Source organism: Pectinatus sottacetonis (genome assembly GCF_015732155.1).
In the GTDB taxonomy this organism is placed as follows: Bacteria; Bacillota; Negativicutes; order Selenomonadales; family Selenomonadaceae; genus Pectinatus; species Pectinatus sottacetonis.
This window is the reverse complement of the sequence record NZ_WIQK01000001.1, coordinates 2,436,010-2,452,393: the sequence shown is the minus strand read 5'-3', so window position 1 is coordinate 2,452,393 and position 16,384 is coordinate 2,436,010. Positions and strand designations below refer to the sequence as shown.

At 34.2% G+C, this 16,384-nt stretch carries 13 protein-coding genes and 2 pseudogenes; 3 read left to right on the top strand and 12 right to left on the bottom strand.

The annotated features are described in order from the left end of the window. Nucleotides 1-12 precede the first annotated feature (12 nt). Both I6760_RS11475 and dapA read left to right on the top strand, forming a co-directional pair. Entirely contained in the window at nt 13-2,940 is a 2,928-nt protein-coding gene (locus I6760_RS11475) for an insulinase family protein (RefSeq protein WP_196594538.1), read from the top strand. Nucleotides 2,941-2,964: 24 nt separating this feature from the next. Next, on the top strand, nt 2,965-3,849 hold the full coding sequence (dapA, locus tag I6760_RS11470) for a 4-hydroxy-tetrahydrodipicolinate synthase (protein ID WP_196594537.1): 885 nt from the start codon (nt 2,965-2,967) through the stop codon (nt 3,847-3,849). Between the two features lie 109 nt (nt 3,850-3,958). On the opposite strand, the gene speB is transcribed toward dapA, so the two are convergent. From speB to I6760_RS11435, 7 genes and pseudogenes are all read right to left on the bottom strand, one after another. After that, complete coding sequence (gene speB, locus I6760_RS11465; protein ID WP_330997970.1) at nt 3,959-4,819, bottom strand: agmatinase; 861 nt, start codon at nt 4,817-4,819, stop codon at nt 3,959-3,961. Beyond that, on the bottom strand, nt 4,806-5,657 hold the full coding sequence (speE, locus tag I6760_RS11460; RefSeq protein ID WP_196594535.1) for a polyamine aminopropyltransferase: 852 nt from the start codon (nt 5,655-5,657) through the stop codon (nt 4,806-4,808). Before speE ends, speB begins: the two co-directional genes overlap by 14 nt. 28 nt (nt 5,658-5,685) lie before the next feature. Then, a complete protein-coding gene (locus I6760_RS11455; RefSeq protein ID WP_196594534.1) occupies nt 5,686-7,137 on the bottom strand; it encodes an aminotransferase class I/II-fold pyridoxal phosphate-dependent enzyme in 1,452 nt (483 codons plus the stop codon). 24 nt (nt 7,138-7,161) lie between these two features. After that, nucleotides 7,162-7,641: pseudogene (locus I6760_RS11450) on the bottom strand (S-adenosylmethionine decarboxylase); the annotation flags it as partial. An 85-nt stretch (nt 7,642-7,726) separates the two neighbouring features. Further along, nucleotides 7,727-8,830, bottom strand: a complete 1,104-nt coding sequence (locus I6760_RS11445; protein WP_196592972.1) for an ISAs1 family transposase — start codon at nt 8,828-8,830, stop codon at nt 7,727-7,729. Between the two features lie 113 nt (nt 8,831-8,943). Continuing rightward, a pseudogene (locus I6760_RS11440) lies at nt 8,944-9,204 on the bottom strand (adenosylmethionine decarboxylase); the annotation flags it as partial. Nucleotides 9,205-9,827: 623 nt separating this feature from the next. Then, nucleotides 9,828-10,853 carry a glycosyl hydrolase family 18 protein gene (locus tag I6760_RS11435; protein ID WP_231036256.1) on the bottom strand — a complete coding sequence of 342 codons (1,026 nt, stop codon included), beginning with the start codon at nt 10,851-10,853 and terminating at the stop codon, nt 9,828-9,830. 189 nt (nt 10,854-11,042) lie between these two features. On the opposite strand from I6760_RS11435, the gene I6760_RS11430 reads away from it, so the two are divergent. Further along, entirely contained in the window at nt 11,043-11,531 is a 489-nt protein-coding gene (locus I6760_RS11430) for a hypothetical protein (protein ID WP_196594533.1), read from the top strand. 31 nt (nt 11,532-11,562) lie between these two features. Here I6760_RS11430 and I6760_RS11425 read toward each other — a convergent pair whose 3' ends face one another. From I6760_RS11425 to mnmA, 5 genes are all read right to left on the bottom strand, one after another. After that, nucleotides 11,563-12,300, bottom strand: a complete 738-nt coding sequence (locus I6760_RS11425; protein ID WP_330997969.1) for a polysaccharide deacetylase family protein — start codon at nt 12,298-12,300, stop codon at nt 11,563-11,565. Nucleotides 12,301-12,422: 122 nt separating this feature from the next. After that, entirely contained in the window at nt 12,423-12,776 is a 354-nt protein-coding gene (locus I6760_RS11420) for a zinc ribbon domain-containing protein (RefSeq protein ID WP_196594532.1), read from the bottom strand. 393 nt (nt 12,777-13,169) lie between these two features. Next, on the bottom strand, nt 13,170-14,030 hold the full coding sequence (locus tag I6760_RS11415) for a MurR/RpiR family transcriptional regulator (protein ID WP_196594531.1): 861 nt from the start codon (nt 14,028-14,030) through the stop codon (nt 13,170-13,172). Between the two features lie 290 nt (nt 14,031-14,320). Continuing rightward, nucleotides 14,321-14,890, bottom strand: a complete 570-nt coding sequence (locus I6760_RS11410) for a HutD family protein (RefSeq protein WP_196594530.1) — start codon at nt 14,888-14,890, stop codon at nt 14,321-14,323. Nucleotides 14,891-15,175: 285 nt separating this feature from the next. After that, complete coding sequence (gene mnmA, locus I6760_RS11405; RefSeq protein WP_196594529.1) at nt 15,176-16,261, bottom strand: tRNA 2-thiouridine(34) synthase MnmA; 1,086 nt, start codon at nt 16,259-16,261, stop codon at nt 15,176-15,178. Nucleotides 16,262-16,384: the final 123 nt, after the last annotated feature.

Here is a 16,384-nt window from a genome sequence, read left to right as displayed (position 1 = left end):
AGAATTAATAATTTGAATCTTGAAAATAATAAAATTTACCACGGCTTTAAACTTTTAAAGCAATCTCACATAAAAGAATTAAGCACTGATTCCTATCAGTTTCTTCATGAAAAAAGCGGTGCCCGCCTTTTATATTTAGATAATGATGACGATAATAAAGTTTTTTCTATAACTTTCCGTACTACACCTACAGATGACACAGGCGTGGCACATATTGTCGAACATTCCACTTTATGCGGCTCAAGAAAATTCCGCACCAAGGAACCATTTGTAGAATTACTCAAGGGGTCTTTAAATACTTTTCTCAACGCCATGACTTTTCCTGATAAGACAATGTATCCGGTTGCCAGCCAGAATGATAAAGATTTTCAAAATCTTATGGATGTATATCTTGATGCCGTTTTTTATCCGCTTATGACTTCCATGCCAGAAATTTTAATGCAGGAAGGCTGGCACTACGAAATTGATAGTCTTGATGCTCCTCTTCGCTATAGTGGTGTCGTCTTCAACGAAATGAAAGGGGCTCTTTCCTCTCCTGAGGGATTATTGGAAAGCAAGTTATTAAACAATATGTTTCCTGACAATACTTATGCTTTTGAATCCGGTGGAACTCCTGAAAGCATTCCCTCTTTGACACAGGAAAAATTTATTAATTTCCATAAGAAATATTATCATCCATCTAACAGTTATATTTATTTATACGGTAAAATGGATATAATGCAGAAATTAGAATTTATTGATAAAGAATATTTAAGCCATTTCGATAAAATAGCTGTCGTATCCCATATTGAAAAACAAAAACCCTTTACCGGGGAAAAACAAATGCACGATGTTTATCCTATTGCCTCTTCTGAAAGCAAAACCGATAAAACCTTTTTGAGTTATAATTTTTCATCAGGAACATCATTGGATGTCACAAAATGTTTTGCTCTTAACCTGCTGGACTATGTATTGTTCAAATCACAATCGGCACCATTGCGTAATGCCCTGTTAAAAGCTGACATAGGTGCTGATGTTTCTTCATCCTTTGAGTATGGACTTTTACAGCCATGGTGGAATGTCACTGTTACTGGTTCTGAACCAGAAAAAACTAATAAATTCCGTACAGTTTTTATAGATAATGTAGAAAAACTTATTGCTGATGGTATTGACAAAAAATTATTAAAAGCAGCTTTTAATATAATTGAATTTAAACTGCGCGAAGCCGATTTTGGACAGGCACCTAAGGGACTTATTTATAATATCCAATTGATGAAAAGCTGGCTGTATGATGGAGATCCAGTAATCGGGCTCCAGTACGAAGCTCTTCTTAAAGATATCAAGACAAAAATTACTACAAATTATTTTGAAAAATTACTACAGGAAATAATTATTGATAATCCACATAAGCTTTTATTCACTTTTGCTCCTGATGATAAAATTGCTGCAGCCAAGGAAAAGAAACTAGCTGCACAATTACAGCAAAAAAAAGCTGCCATGAGTGAAGCTGAACTGAAAAAAATCATTGAAACAACTAAAAAACTAAAGAAACGTCAGCAGACACCTGACACACCGGAAGCATTAGCGTCTATTCCTATGCTTGCTCTTGCTGATATTGATAAAAAAGCCAGAAATTTTATTCTGGAAGAAAAAACGATCAATAATATAAAAGTACTGGCCCATAATATAAACACAAATGGTATTGCTTATCTTGATTTATATTTCGATGCTGGAAGTATCGCACAGGAAAAACTGCCAACAGCATTTTTTCTTGTTGACATCCTGCGTAAAGTTGCTACAGAAAAATATTCTTACGAAGAACTCGCCAATGCGGTCAATCTGGATACTGGGGGCATATCTTTTGACCTATATGCCTATAGTCGGGAAAATGAACCTGATTCCCTGCTGCCAAAACTGATTGTTAAAAATAAAGTATTAATTGAAAAAATACCTAAGCTGTTCGCCCTGCTGGAACAAATAATCTGCAAAAGTGATTTTACTGACAAAGTCAGGATAAAAGAATTAGTTGTTCAGTCAAAAACCAATATGGAGCTTGATATTTTAAACTCGGCTCATCAAATAGTTGCATCACGTCTGGCATCATATTTTACTCCAGCAGGTGCTTATAATGAACAGGGCGATTTATCTTTTTATCAGTTTATAAAAGATCTTGCTGATAATTTTGATGAACGGTATGAAACCTTACAGAATGACTTAAAGAAAATAATGGCAGATGTTTTTTCTCGTAAAAATTTATTAGTAAGTATTACTTTAAAAAATGATGATTATCCTGCATTTTCCCAGGAGTTTTCTGCATTCTCCCGTAAATTAAGTGATAAAAACACTGCTAAGGCTCCATTTGCTTTTTCAATAAATAAAAAAAATGAAGGATTTCAAAGTTCCAGCCAGGTCCAATATGTAGGTTGTGGCACAAATTTCATAAGAAATGGCTATACTTATAATGGAGCATTGCTTGTATTGTCCACTATCCTGCGCTGCACATATTTCTGGAACAAGATACGTGTATTGGGTGGGGCGTATGGGGCTTTTGTTAAATTTGATACAAATGGGAATCTGTATTTGGGCTCATATCGTGACCCCAACTTAACAAAAACTTTACAGGTTTATAAAGATATGGTAAGCTTTTTGGATAGTTTTTCTATAAACGACCGTGAAATGAATAAATATATTATTGGAACAATTAGCAATCTGGATACCCCTTTGACTCCAGCAGCCAAAGGGAAAAGTGCAGCCGCTGCTTATATCAGGAACACTACTGATGCAGCTGTGCAAAAAACACGTGATGAAGTATTATCCATAAGACAAGCTGATATAAAGGCCCTGGCACCAATGATAAAAACATGTCTTGCGGATAGTGCAATTTGTGTTATCGGCAATGAAGATAAATTAGAAAAACATAAGGATATATTTAAGTCCTTACACAATATTTTTACAGTCTGAAATTAAATAACAGGAGTGTTCTCTATGAAAAAACCCATTTTTGAAGGAGCTGCTGTGGCTCTTGCCACCCCCTTTACCGCCACTGGTATTAATTATGATGAATTAGGAAAATTAATCGAATTTCAAATCCGTGAACATACTGATGCTATTCTTGTAGCCGGTACTTCAGGAGAATCATCTACCATGACCGATAAAGAACATAAGGATATTATCAAATTCACTGTAGACAAAGTTAATAAGCGCATTCCGGTAATTGCCGGAACCGGCTCAAATGATACAGCTTATGCTATACAGCTATCACAGTTTGCTGAATCAGCAGGTGCCGATGCCATTTTATCAGTAACTCCTTATTATAACAAATGTACTCAACAGGGTTTAATTCAGCATTTCACACATATAGCTGACAGTGTCAGCATTCCCGTTGTTTTATACAATGTTCCTTCACGTACTGGTGTAAATATAAAACCAGAAACATATTTTGAATTATCTAAGCATCCTCGTATCACCGCAGTAAAAGAAGCTAATGGTGATTTGACTTCCGTATTGAAGACACGAGCTTTATGCGGCGATGAACTTAATATTTACTCTGGTAATGATGACCAGGTAATCCCTATTCTGTCCTTAGGAGGCAAGGGCGTAATTTCTGTTTTATCGAATATAGCACCACAAAAGGTACATGATATGTGCTGTGCTTATTTTTCCGGAAATATTCAAGACGCTGCTGCTATACAAATAGGCTGGGAACATCTTATTGCGGCTTTATTTTCTGAAGTCAATCCGATCCCGGTAAAGGCTGCTTTAAAAATACTTGGGTACAATATGGGACAGCTGCGTATGCCGCTTACTGACTTAACATCGGAAAATTATAACACCTTAAAAATGCTTATGAAAAAACATAAATTAATTTAAAAACATGCAAATCAAAAACAGATTCTATACTATATGTGTCAGTCTTTACTGGTATATAGCACAGAATCTGTTTTTTTATTTTTTAATTATATTAGCCTAAATACAGTACCTATTTTGTTGATAATGCTAGCAAATATTCCCGCAGCAGCTTTAATGCAACTGTCGTTGACATACCGCTGAGATCACAAGGGGGACTAAGTTCCACCATGTCTGTTCCCACTATATTAAGTGCTGCTACTTTCTGCATAGCAGTACGCAGTTCATTAAAACTTACGCCGCCTGCTTCCGGTGTTCCTGTCCCCGGCAGGACAGCTGGATCCAGCACATCCAAATCAACTGTAAAGTATATCGGTTTATCGGCTAATTTGGTAATAATTTCATCTAAGCCAATAAAATCAAATTTACGGGTGTATACATGCTCGTTCCCCCAAAGCATCTCTGCCTTTTCGCCGCTCCTGATCCCAAATTGAAAAATTCTTCCATCGCCAATTATATCATGACAGCGATGTAGTACTGTAGCATGAGAAAAAGGTGTCCCTAAAAATTCATTGCGTAAATCCGCATGGGCATCAAAATGAATTATATGTACATCAGGATACTTTTCTGCAACAGCTTTAAAAGCTCCTAATGTAACCAAATGTTCACCGCCAATCATAAATGGCAGTTTATGATCAAACAACAAGTTTTTAGTGTATTCATAAATTATTCTAAGTGTTTTTTGTGTATCACCCAGGGAAAGCTCCAATTCACCTCCGTCAAAGACCGCGCTGTCTTCTGCCAAATCTTTATCAAGATATGGGCTATATGTTTCCATATTATAAGATTCACTGCGCATTGTCTTAGCAGCAAAGCGTGTCCCCGGTCGATAAGAAGCCGTTGAATCAAACGGTGCCCCAAATAAAACTATATTGGCATTATCGTATTCTTTTTCACAGCCCAAAAATGTTTCTATATTTCTATTCAACTTCACGGACGATCTCCTCCACATAACTTGGCAGGGCAAATGAACCGGCATGTAATTTAGGATTATAATACCGTGTCTTTATTTTAAGTGCCCGCCATTTTTCCCAGTTTGCATCGAGAATAGGATGGTATTTTTTTGAGGCAAAACCAAACAGCCAGTGACCAGACGGATATGTAGGAATATGAGCCTGATATATTCTGCTTATTGGAAATGAATCAAAAATTCGTTTATGCGCTCTCTGCATAGCGTAAGAATCAGCTGGATAAAATGGGCTTTCATGCTGATTAACCATTATCCCATCTTTCTTCAAAGCCTTAAAACAATTACCATAAAATTCTTTGGTAAACAAGCCTTCTCCGGGTCCAAAGGGATCTGTAGAGTCGACAATTATAAGATCATATTCATTCTCGTGATGACGTATATATTTCAACCCATCCTCAAAATGGCATATAACCCGTGGATCATCAAGACTTTTCGCTGTCTGTGGTAAATATTCCCGGCATACTTCAGCTACTAATTCATCTATATCCACTAAATCTATATTTTTTACATAATTATACCGCAATATTTCCCTGGCTGTTCCTCCATCACCACCGCCTATTATAAGGATATTTTGCGCATGCGGCATCACTGCCATAGGAACATGCGTAATCATTTCGTGATAAATAAATTCATCTTTTTCTGTCAGCATAAGATAACCGTCTAAAACCAGTATACGCCCAAATTCACACGAATCAAACACATCTATCCGTTGAAATTCACTTTTACCGGAATAAAGCTGCTTATCAACTTTTATCGAAAATTTTACATTGGGCGTATGTTTTTCTGTAAACCACAATTCCATAAATATCGCCTCGTATTATATTCATTTATTAATCCATTACATTAAGATGTGTCAAACCCATATCTTCTGGTCCTGTCATCTGGCAGCCTTTGTCTTTAGCATAATGTATATATTCTAAAATTTCTTCGGTAACCAATTCTCCCGGTGCCAAGATAGGAATTCCCGGTGGATAGCACATAACAAATTCTGTGCATACTTTATTTACGCTATCATTAAGTAATACTGATTTTTCCTTACTTGTATAAAACGCCTCCTGCGGCGGTAAAACAACTTTAGGATTTATATACTCTGCTTCCAGCATGCCAGAAGAATCTTTCTTATATATGCGGCGAATTTCTGCCATGGCACTGACAAGACGTTCTACATCGCGCGGTCTGTCGCCAACAGAAACATATGCCAGTATATTTGCTAAATCACCAAATTCAGTTTGAATATCATATTCATCCCGTAAGATATCATATACTTCAATTCCTGCCAGCCCTATAGAACGGGTATATACAGAAAGCTTGGTAATGTCGAAATCATATATAGAGTCACCATTTATTTTTTCTTTTGAATAGGCATAATAATCACCTATATTATTTATTTCACTGCGGGCATATTCTACTAAATCTATTACAGAATTGATTATCTGGTGTCCTTTCAATGCTAAATTTCGCCGCGAAATATCCAGACTGGACATTAATAAATAAGATCCGCTTGTGGTCTGGGTTAAATTTATTATCTGACGTACATAGCCCGCTGATATTTTATCATTTACAAAAAGCATTGAACTTTGGGTAAGTGACCCCCCTGATTTATGCAGGCTCACTGCTGCCATATCCGCCCCGGCATGCATTGCTGCTGTCGGCAGCCTGTCACTGAAATAAAAATGAGTTCCATGGGCTTCATCGGCTAACACAAACATATTATTATCATGAGCAGTTTTTATTATTTCCTTTATATTTGAACAAATACCATAATATGTAGGATTATTAACTAATACGGCCTTGGCATCAGGATTTGCTGCAATGGACTTTTTTACATCATTTACACTCATGCCCAAAGATATTCCCAAAGTTTTATCCATTTGCGGGTTTATATAAACAGGAACAGCTCCGCATAAAATCATAGCATTTATAACACTTCTATGGACATTACGCGGTAATATAATCTTATCGCCGCGCTTACATACTGTCAATATCATTGCCTGCACAGAAGAAGTAGTCCCTCCTACCATAAAAAATGCATGTGCAGCACCAAAAGCCTCAGCCGCAAGCTGTTCAGCATCTTTTATGACTGAAACAGGATGGCAAAGATTATCAAGCGGTTTCATAGAATTCACATCTACTGATAAACATTTTTCCCCTAAAAAATCTGTTAATACTTTATTTCCCCGGCCCCTCTTATGACCAGGGACATCAAAAGGAACAATACGCATCTGCTTTAATTTTTCCAAAGCTTCTAAAATAGGTGCATTTTCCTGTGTGAGCTGTTTCAATTTTCTGATCAGTCCCCTTTTTATCTAAAAAATATTGGCTCCACTAAATATCTCTATCATTTCCCGACGCAGACTGTTCATTATTGATAATCGTGTTTTGGGCGGTATTTCATAAATGTCTGTATTAAACAAATAATTACTTAAGTCACATTCTTTTATTAACATTTTTGTATGAAACAAATTAGCCTGATATATATTTATATCAATGGCGTCATAGTCTTCCAGTGTTTTAGGATCGATAAAATCCTGTATAGATGTAATATGGTGATCCATAAACAGCTTTTTGCCGCTGACGTCCCGGGTAAACCCACGCACGCGGTAATCCATCGTAATTATATCCGAGTCAAAATTACCAATTAAATAGTTAAGTGTATTTAGGGGTGTTATTTCTCCACAGGTCGATACATCAATATCCACACGAAAAGTTGCTATACAGTTATCTGGATGATATTCAGGATAGGTATGCACAGTGACATGGCTTTTATCCAAATGGGCAACAAAGGTATTACCCCGCACTAACTCATCTTCTGCATCTACATCACGTTCGTTTCATAAACAAGATAATTGTTCTTAAATAAGAAATGTTAGTTTATAAGTCAGCGACCTCACATAACAGTTGGCTATTCATAAGACATTTTAACAGATTAGCTTTAATGCTACATTTTTTAAGCTGCTTAGCTAAATATCTTTTATGTAGCAGTAATGCCAATTTTCTAAGGCTGTTTAAAGTTTTTTGCCCATTTTCAGATATAATAGAGCACTCATCTTCCGAAAAGGTTACATCTAACAGCCAATGCATGCTTTCAATTTTCCAATGTTCACGGCAAATATGTAAAAGCTCTTTGGCATCTGTATCCTTACTTGTTATATAATAACCAGTTTCATTACTGGTTCCACGGTTCGTTGTTGTAATACGCTTAACTGCAAATATTGAACTCAGTCCTGCCCATTCTTTATATCCATTCAGCCATTTAATATCTGAACATTTTTTGCAGATGCGTTTCTCAATTCTTCCTCCATTTTTTTCAACTGTCGTATAAGAATCTAATGTTTTGCTATCGAATTCTTCATCAAAGAAAAATTTAACATCATCGTGCAATGTCTTTTGGTTTTCCTTAAGCCCAAAAACGTAATTGCCATGCTTGGCTATAATTTTCTTGCAGGTTTCTTTTTGACAATGCATCGCATCAGCCGTTACTGTCTTGTCCTTAATGTTTAGATTATCCAATAGCTGCTGGAATACAGGAATCTCGTTCGTCTTTTCATGTATAGATTTTTGCCCTAAAACGATGCCGCTTTGTGTTAAATATACAGTTAATATTTGCAGTGCTGAATGCGGTGTACCTTTTTTAGAGGTACTACGGATTGCCTTCCCGTCTACAGCAATAACATCGCCCAAGTCACAGTATGCTGCATCATGCATTATTTCAATAATTACACTGGCTACTTTATCTGCGTCCATCATATTTAATATACGGCTGAAAGTAGCTTTAGAAGGGATTTTAGTGATATTAAATTTCTTTTTTAAAAATTTTGCATTGCTTTGTGCATAAGTTGTTATATCTGCCAGTTCATCTAATCCACACAATACGGCACACATTATTATAATAAGTATATCTGTTAAACTATGTTCTACATAGCTTGAATGTCTGTTATCTTCTATTATTGCAAATTTTTCTTTGATATAATCCATTTTTTCACCTATACTTTTTTACTTTGGATTATATCATTTATTTCCTTTTTTTGTTAATATTTATTTTCCGGTTTATGAAACGAACGTGCATCTACATAAGCCTCTCTTGACATGCTCTTATTGGCAATCAGCATCGTTACACTAGCACCTTGAGGATCATAATCCTGTTTAGCAATATGAAGTACCTTTGCCCCGATCATTTCAGTAACATGGGTCAGTATTTTCGTCAATCGTTCAGAATTATACTGCTCACCAATATATTTTACATAGTCCTTTTGTTCCCGGGGTGTCTTGGCATAACATACATCATAAATGTTAAAGCTAAGTGCCTTCGTTAAATTATTAAAGCCGTATAATTTTAATTTTTCCTTCAATACAACGACCTCTTTTCCGCAAAATAAAACTCAGATAAACTGCGTGTACTGCCGTTTACCTGAGTTTTTTCAGAATATCACCCTTGATATTCCAATTATGAGCCAGAGTCTATATAGCAGAAAATTACTTTTAATACTCTTATTGACCATTTAACAAGCAACGCGTTAATACGCAAAATTCTCTATAAACAAACCTAAATTCAAACAAAACTTACGATTGGTTTCATTTATCAATGCGCTATTGATATGCTATAATATATTTTGAGCATATCAATATAATGATATTAATATCAATAAAATTAGTAATCAATAAAGTGATAATATATCACTGTCCGTTGTGATCGACTTTAGTTTGTAAAGCCATCAACAATTCTGCTCACACTGGACTTTCTATTATATCTTTCAGACGATTGTAATTTATGATGTTATGCACTACAACTAAATTATATGCCTTAAACACTCTCATAAAATTAACAATTAATTATCTTTATTATAAGAGATATTATTAATAAAAGCAAGAATTTATATTAATGAATTTACAGCAACTTTTTCCCCTGAAAAACACTTGTCATCAGCCATAAATCAATAGTTGATTCTGCCAAATATAAATAATCACAACCTCATCAATTATCGTTTATAAACTGCGCAAACAACGGCCAGATATCCTTCGTTTCAAAGCCCTTTCGCCAGCTTGCAAAACCTGCCATATTATATTTTTTTATCAATAACAGCTTTAATTTTAGAGATGCAGCATTTTCCTGCCAAACAAAATATTGATGATTCGCCAGATCACGATAAGAAAAATAATATTGTCCAGCAGATTTATCCCATTGTGGTTGTATATTGTTCTGCTTGATAAGTTTTTCTGCATCAGGCATAGTTAATGTTTTTACCAAAAGCTCTCCGTTTTTTTCCTGCCATAAACGCATATATAAAGGTACACCCAAAATTAATTTTTCTGCAGGAACTCCTTGCTTTAAAGTATTTTTGATTCCTGTTTCCACCCATCCGATCGATGCCACAGACCCACTGACTTTTGATACTCTGCTGTGTTCATCATAAGCCATCAAGACTATATAATCAGCATAGTCTGCTAGCTTTTTTCGATCATAACATTTAGACCATACAGGGTCATCGGAAGGAACTGTAACATCTATGGATAATATTAATCCATTTTTATGCATAGCTTCTGCCAGCTGCTTGATAAAGTCAACTAGAATATCCCTGTCAGCTTCATAAATATTTTCAAAATCAATATTATATCCATCAAACTTATCTTTCTCTGCATAGAATATAAGCTGGCGAATAATATATGCACGGGCATCATCATCATGTAAAAATTCATGTGTCACATTTTTATCAAAATTATTACTTACCAAAGGCCATATCTTATATCCCCTTTTACGTACGCCCTTTATATATTTATCATTGATATCATTTTTTATAAAGCCATTCTTATTGACTATCGTAAAAAATGAAGGTGAAACTACATTTACTCCTGTTATTTTAGAATGAACCGATAAATCATTTGCTTTTTCAAAGGTAGGCTGCCAAACTAAATTTATTTTACTATTGTCATTTATGTTTTTAGCATAACCTATGGAAGTAACTGCCAAAAACATCATACATATTATTAATATTTTTTTCATTTTCATTATTGTACGGCAATATCATATATTAAATCAGGATATATACCTGTTCTCCCCACAAATATTTTATTGTCATAACTGATAATATAAATTCATTATCTCTTTCAAACGCACACTGCTTATACAAAATTTTCCATCAGCTAATAGCATTAAATAAGTATCTTTTTATATAATAAAGGAGCCTTTTTCATGGCAAACACTCTTATTGAGTTAAAATGCGGTCATAAACTACTTGTTAATTTGCCGGATGACATAAAAATAAAAGCGGCCATAATACAAAACTATAAAAATCAATTATGTCCCAAATGCCGCCGACAAAAAGAACAGGCTCTACAGGAGGCAAAAAAACTGCGGATGGATTCTATTGCTAAATTATGTCCACCATTAGTACATCAAGATAAAAAAATCATAAAACATGCTGAAAAAATACGCCATGATAAATTATCCGGTCTTGACGATATGTTCGATAAATTATCCCGAGTCCATGGGTTCAGCAGTATACAGGAAGAACATACCTTTAATCATTACCGTAACAGGACTATTGCCAGATTCTGTAAACAAGATGATGTATTATGGTGGCTAAATCATCAAACATCTCCTATAGAAAGTATGATAGATGAACTAAAAGAGAAAACTTTCGTAATCGAAGGACAGGTTTTCCACGAGAATGACAAATAAAAATATTTGCCTGCTCTTTATACTGATAATTTTAACGCCATTGTTTTATCTTTCTTTCCCATTTACGCATAGCGACAAAAAGTAAAAACAGACAGCTTACTTTTAGTTTAAATTCCCACTTTGACTGATGTGCTGGAATAGGAATTCGCGGCAGGGCAAATAAATCAGGTCGCGACAAATTAACGCCTTCAAAAATAGCAAAAGCAGCTTTATAACCGGCCTGTTTTGCCATAGAAATAACAGCTGAATTAAAGTTTCCGTAGGGATAACACAAAAAATCCATATGGGAATTTAACTTGTCTTCTAAAATTTTTTTACTATTAACTAATTCTGCAAGGAGCTGCGGTTCTGAACAATTCGTTAGAAATGGATGTTCCATGGTATGGGACGCTGATGACTGTCCATTTTTCTGCCATAAGATCAATTCATTCCATGTCATCGTCGTAGTTTCCTGCTTGCCAAAATTTTCCCATTTATTTTTTTTGCCTACCCAGTTTCCTATAGGAAAAACAACCGCGGTCATATTATATTTTTTCAGCAAAGGCAGTGCTACTGTAAATGTATCTTTATATCCATCATCAAAAGTCAGTAATATAGGTTTTCGCGGGAGTTTTATGCCTGTAGTATAAAAGTCATATAACATCTCCGGTGTTATAGTATGAAATCCATTTGCATGCAAATATTCTAACTGCCATATAAATTTATTCTCTGGCAGACTATTTCTGTCCCCAGTTACTTCAGCAATCCGGTGATACATTAATATAGGCACATATAAATGTGCCTTCTGGTAAAAAAAGATCACTAATATTATAAATAATATCAGCAAAATAATATAAATCATCCTCCATGCTCCGTTTCCCAGTCATTATTTATAATAATCATATTCTGATATTACCGCAGCATTTTAAAAATGATCCATACTACTATAATTGACAAAACAGCTATAGATAAAAAAGGCAATGCCACAAATATTATAAATGATATTATCGCCACTATCCCTATTCCCCAAATAATCCGTGATAGCATATTATTACCGGTTGACAGATTCCATGCTTGGGAAAAAAACGTTTTCCGACCACGTCTTCTGTTCCTGCCGCTATGAATCCGATTGTCGGCCCCATCAATTGTAATCCCAGTATAATTTTCTTTTTCCCGTTTTGACATTATTGAAATATTATTATCATGCCCACAATATGGACAATATCTATTATTACCAATTTCTCTATTACATTTCTGACAAATCATAATTGTCTCCTTATATAAATATTATCTATAAGTTTAATAAAATTATTCTTATATATTATATATATTAACATATTATATTCTTGTTGCGCTAGTTAATATGATTTCCCTATCGTCTTTACTCAGATAAAAAAAATGCATAGTGATTATAAATACACTTAAGAGTAAATTTCACTCAATAAAAAAGACAAGGAAGCTGAAATAATTTATTTACAAGCTTCTTTGTCTTCATAAATAATATAAGAACAGATGTTTTACAAAGATCCAACTATGATATGCTCCCACACTTAATGCCTCCTGCGGCATTTGAAGTGGGAGAATTCTGTCCACAAAAAGTTAAATTTTTTTAATTATATGTGACATCTTATCTAAATTTATAGATAAACACTATAGTTATTAATAGTATACTTTATTTTCTAGCTCTGTTTTTTCTATTTGGTCCATTCTTCGCGAAAGTTTTGGCATTTTTTTAGCAGCGTCACGTAATAAAATATTGAAAAAAATCATTGGTGTACTATAAATGTCAAAAATAGATGATACCGTCAATGGTACACATACAGCAGCTCGACTGCATTCGATTAGTGGTGAAAATTCACTATCCGTAATCCCATAAAGGTCAAATCCTTTAGATTTAAGTCTCTGACATTTTTCTACTAATATTCTGGGATAACGTGGAAACATAACTGGCATTATATTTACTGCCGTCGTATCCATAAGCTCTAGCGTATCCCATTGAGGTGAAGCTGGTGTATAATAGCAGACTTTATCCCGCATTTTGTTCAATATATAACTAACATAAGGAACAATAGTTGCGGACATTCTAGCTGATAATAGTACTATCTGTTTATCAGATGCAATCATATTAACAATTTCATGGTAAGTATTTGTTTGCATAATACCACCAAGTTTTTCCATATTTGCCAATTCATTATCAAATATAGAATGCATATATTTATCCTTAATACCATGTTTCTCACTAAATTGTAATCTTTTAGGTGCTGTCAGCTCTTTACTGACAATATTTTGCAGATTTTGTAAAAAATCATTATACCCTCTGTAACCAAGTGCCATAAAAAATCTAGATATACTTCCTTGACTTACTCCTACCTGCTCAGCTAATTCATTGGTCGTCATAAATACAATTTGTAAATAGTTATCATTTATATATATCGCAATCTTCTTATAAGTTGGAGACATATCAGCAATGTATTTAAGCATATTTGTTAATTGTTCAAAGGTTTCTATATTTTTCCCCATACCTGCTCCCTTTATTAATAATATAATTATTATATTTCTATTAATACTTATTGTATCATAAAATATTTACAAAAACTGCATTGACAAAGCAATTAAACTATAACGTTTTCTTCATATTTATAATAATATGCCAGTAGCAAAGTACAAAAAGATATTACCATAAGCAGTCTCCGTTTAGACAATCTATTATATACAAACATACTCATATTTAGACATTATGAACTTACTATCTTTTTATGACGAAATAACTATATTTAAAAATATTATAGCATATTAACTACCATAATATTTTACCAGTTTATTTTGCAAACTACCATTTTAGAATGAATATTACTGCGTATTATCTTACCAGCAGAAAAATCACCTAAATGCATAAGTTGAGATGCATCTAATGAATAATTACCATTCTTAGTTATTACTTTGTAACTGCCCTCATAAACATACAAAAAACAATCATCGGCGTCAGCGTACAAATCAAATTGACCCGCCCCATTATGGAAAAGTTCTGCTTTTGTATAAGAATTTCTTTGCAGCATCACATTAAAATCTACACAACACCCCCGGCTGATAGTTTTGTTATCACCAGCAAAATAATGCGGCTCAAATGGATTCAACATAATTTTTTTATGTTCCCCATGTTCAAGTTCTATTTTATTATCAAGTGTCATCAAAATTCTATCCATATTATTAAATTCAGTGAATTTTGAAATAGGTGTGGCTATTGTTGCTGAACTCAAACGCAGCTTAAAATTCCTCTCACCATAGTTTTCATTTTTCGGAGAAATATACATCTGTGTGGTTTTACCGCCATTCCATTCAGTTGTTATATAATCCTTCTCAGAAAATACTTTTACAGACATTATCATCCCACCTCATTTACAAATTTTCTACTATATAAATAATCCATTATAATACCTTGTTTTGTTATTCATTTTTTGCTTATGAACTATAAAAACGATTGTTGTACATGCGAAACAAAACACCTATTGTATTATTAAATGAAACTACAAGAAGCACTTACCCATACTGATAAGCGCCTCTGCTTGTAACAAGTATAAAAGCAAAGAAAAAAAATGTCAAGATTATTCCAGTAATAAAGGATATATGTTTATAGATTTTTCTGTTTTTCTTGTATTTTTTAATCTTTATTCATTTATGGACACGGTTATTATTCCTCCGCCCAAGAGAATATCATTATCATAAAATACTACTGATTGCCCCGGTGTAACAGCACGCTGCGGCTGCGTAAAAATAACCTTAGCTGTATTATTTTCCTGTGGCATAACTAATGCATCACTAACATTCTTACCATAACGGATTTGTGCCTTGGTCTTCAATGGTTCATTAAGCCTATCAAATGGTATCCAGTTTAAATTCTCTGCCATAAGTCCACGAGAAAAAATTTGGTCATTACTGCCCACTACAACTTCATTTTTTTCCTTATCCAGACGAATAACATACAACGGCTCTGGAGACGCTATTCCCAGACCTTTTCTCTGTCCAATTGTATATAGGGAAAGTCCCTTATGCCGCCCCAATTTATTTCCTTTTATATCAACTATATTACCTGGTATAAATTGCATCTGCGAATTATCTTTAAGATATGCCTTGTAATCATCATTGGGAATAAAACATATTTCCTGACTTTCTTTTTTGTTAGCAACTGGCAGCTTATAATTTGCCGCCATTTCACGAATTTGGGATTTAGTATATTTGCTCAAAGGAAAAATAATCCGTTTCAATACCTCTTGTGATAAATGATATAAAACATACGATTGGTCCTTATGCGTATCAACTGCTCTTTTTATAAGATAGCGTCCTTCACTATTTTGTTCAATAGAAACATAATGACCTGTTGCCATATAATCAGCGCCTAATTTTAAACATTCATTTAGTAACCTGCCAAATTTTATATAATGGTTACATCGCACGCATGGATTAGGAGTGTGCGCAGCCATATATTCATTTATAAAATAATCAGAAACTTCTCTTTTGAAAATATCCTTAAAATCAACCACATAATGTTTGATTTTAAGCATTTTACATACAGTATGTGCATCTTTTACTGAACTTAAATTTTCATAACTGTCTTCTTTGGAAAATCCCCGTCCTTCGTCGCTTAAAACCATAGTAATTCCAAACACTTTATATCCTTCATCCAGCAGTATTGCTGCCGTGGTAGAACTATCTACACCGCCGCTCATTGCAACGGCAACTGTCTTTTCCTGCATTATAAACCTCACCTTACAATAAAATATTTATTATATATTATCAATATAGTTATAATATAAGTCATACTGATGATATAACAGAACAACTAATATAAAAGGGTGATGAGCCGGTATAATTCCGGA

What these genes read in the sequence shown, in the direction of transcription:
- dapA (WP_196594537.1), top strand. Translation starts at nt 2,965, where the DNA reads ATGAAAAAACCCATTTTTGAAGGAGCTGCTGTGGCTCTTGCCACCCCC.
- speE (WP_196594535.1), bottom strand. Translation starts at nt 5,657, where the DNA reads ATGGAATTGTGGTTTACAGAAAAACATACGCCCAATGTAAAATTTTCG.
- I6760_RS11445 (WP_196592972.1), bottom strand. Translation starts at nt 8,830, where the DNA reads ATGGATTATATCAAAGAAAAATTTGCAATAATAGAAGATAACAGACAT.
- I6760_RS11435 (WP_231036256.1), bottom strand. Translation starts at nt 10,853, where the DNA reads ATGAAAAAAATATTAATAATATGTATGATGTTTTTGGCAGTTACTTCC.
- I6760_RS11430 (WP_196594533.1), top strand. Translation starts at nt 11,043, where the DNA reads ATGGCAAACACTCTTATTGAGTTAAAATGCGGTCATAAACTACTTGTT.
- I6760_RS11420 (WP_196594532.1), bottom strand. Translation starts at nt 12,776, where the DNA reads ATGATTTGTCAGAAATGTAATAGAGAAATTGGTAATAATAGATATTGT.
- I6760_RS11415 (WP_196594531.1), bottom strand. Translation starts at nt 14,030, where the DNA reads ATGGGGAAAAATATAGAAACCTTTGAACAATTAACAAATATGCTTAAA.
- I6760_RS11410 (WP_196594530.1), bottom strand. Translation starts at nt 14,890, where the DNA reads ATGTCTGTAAAAGTATTTTCTGAGAAGGATTATATAACAACTGAATGG.
- mnmA (WP_196594529.1), bottom strand. Translation starts at nt 16,261, where the DNA reads ATGCAGGAAAAGACAGTTGCCGTTGCAATGAGCGGCGGTGTAGATAGT.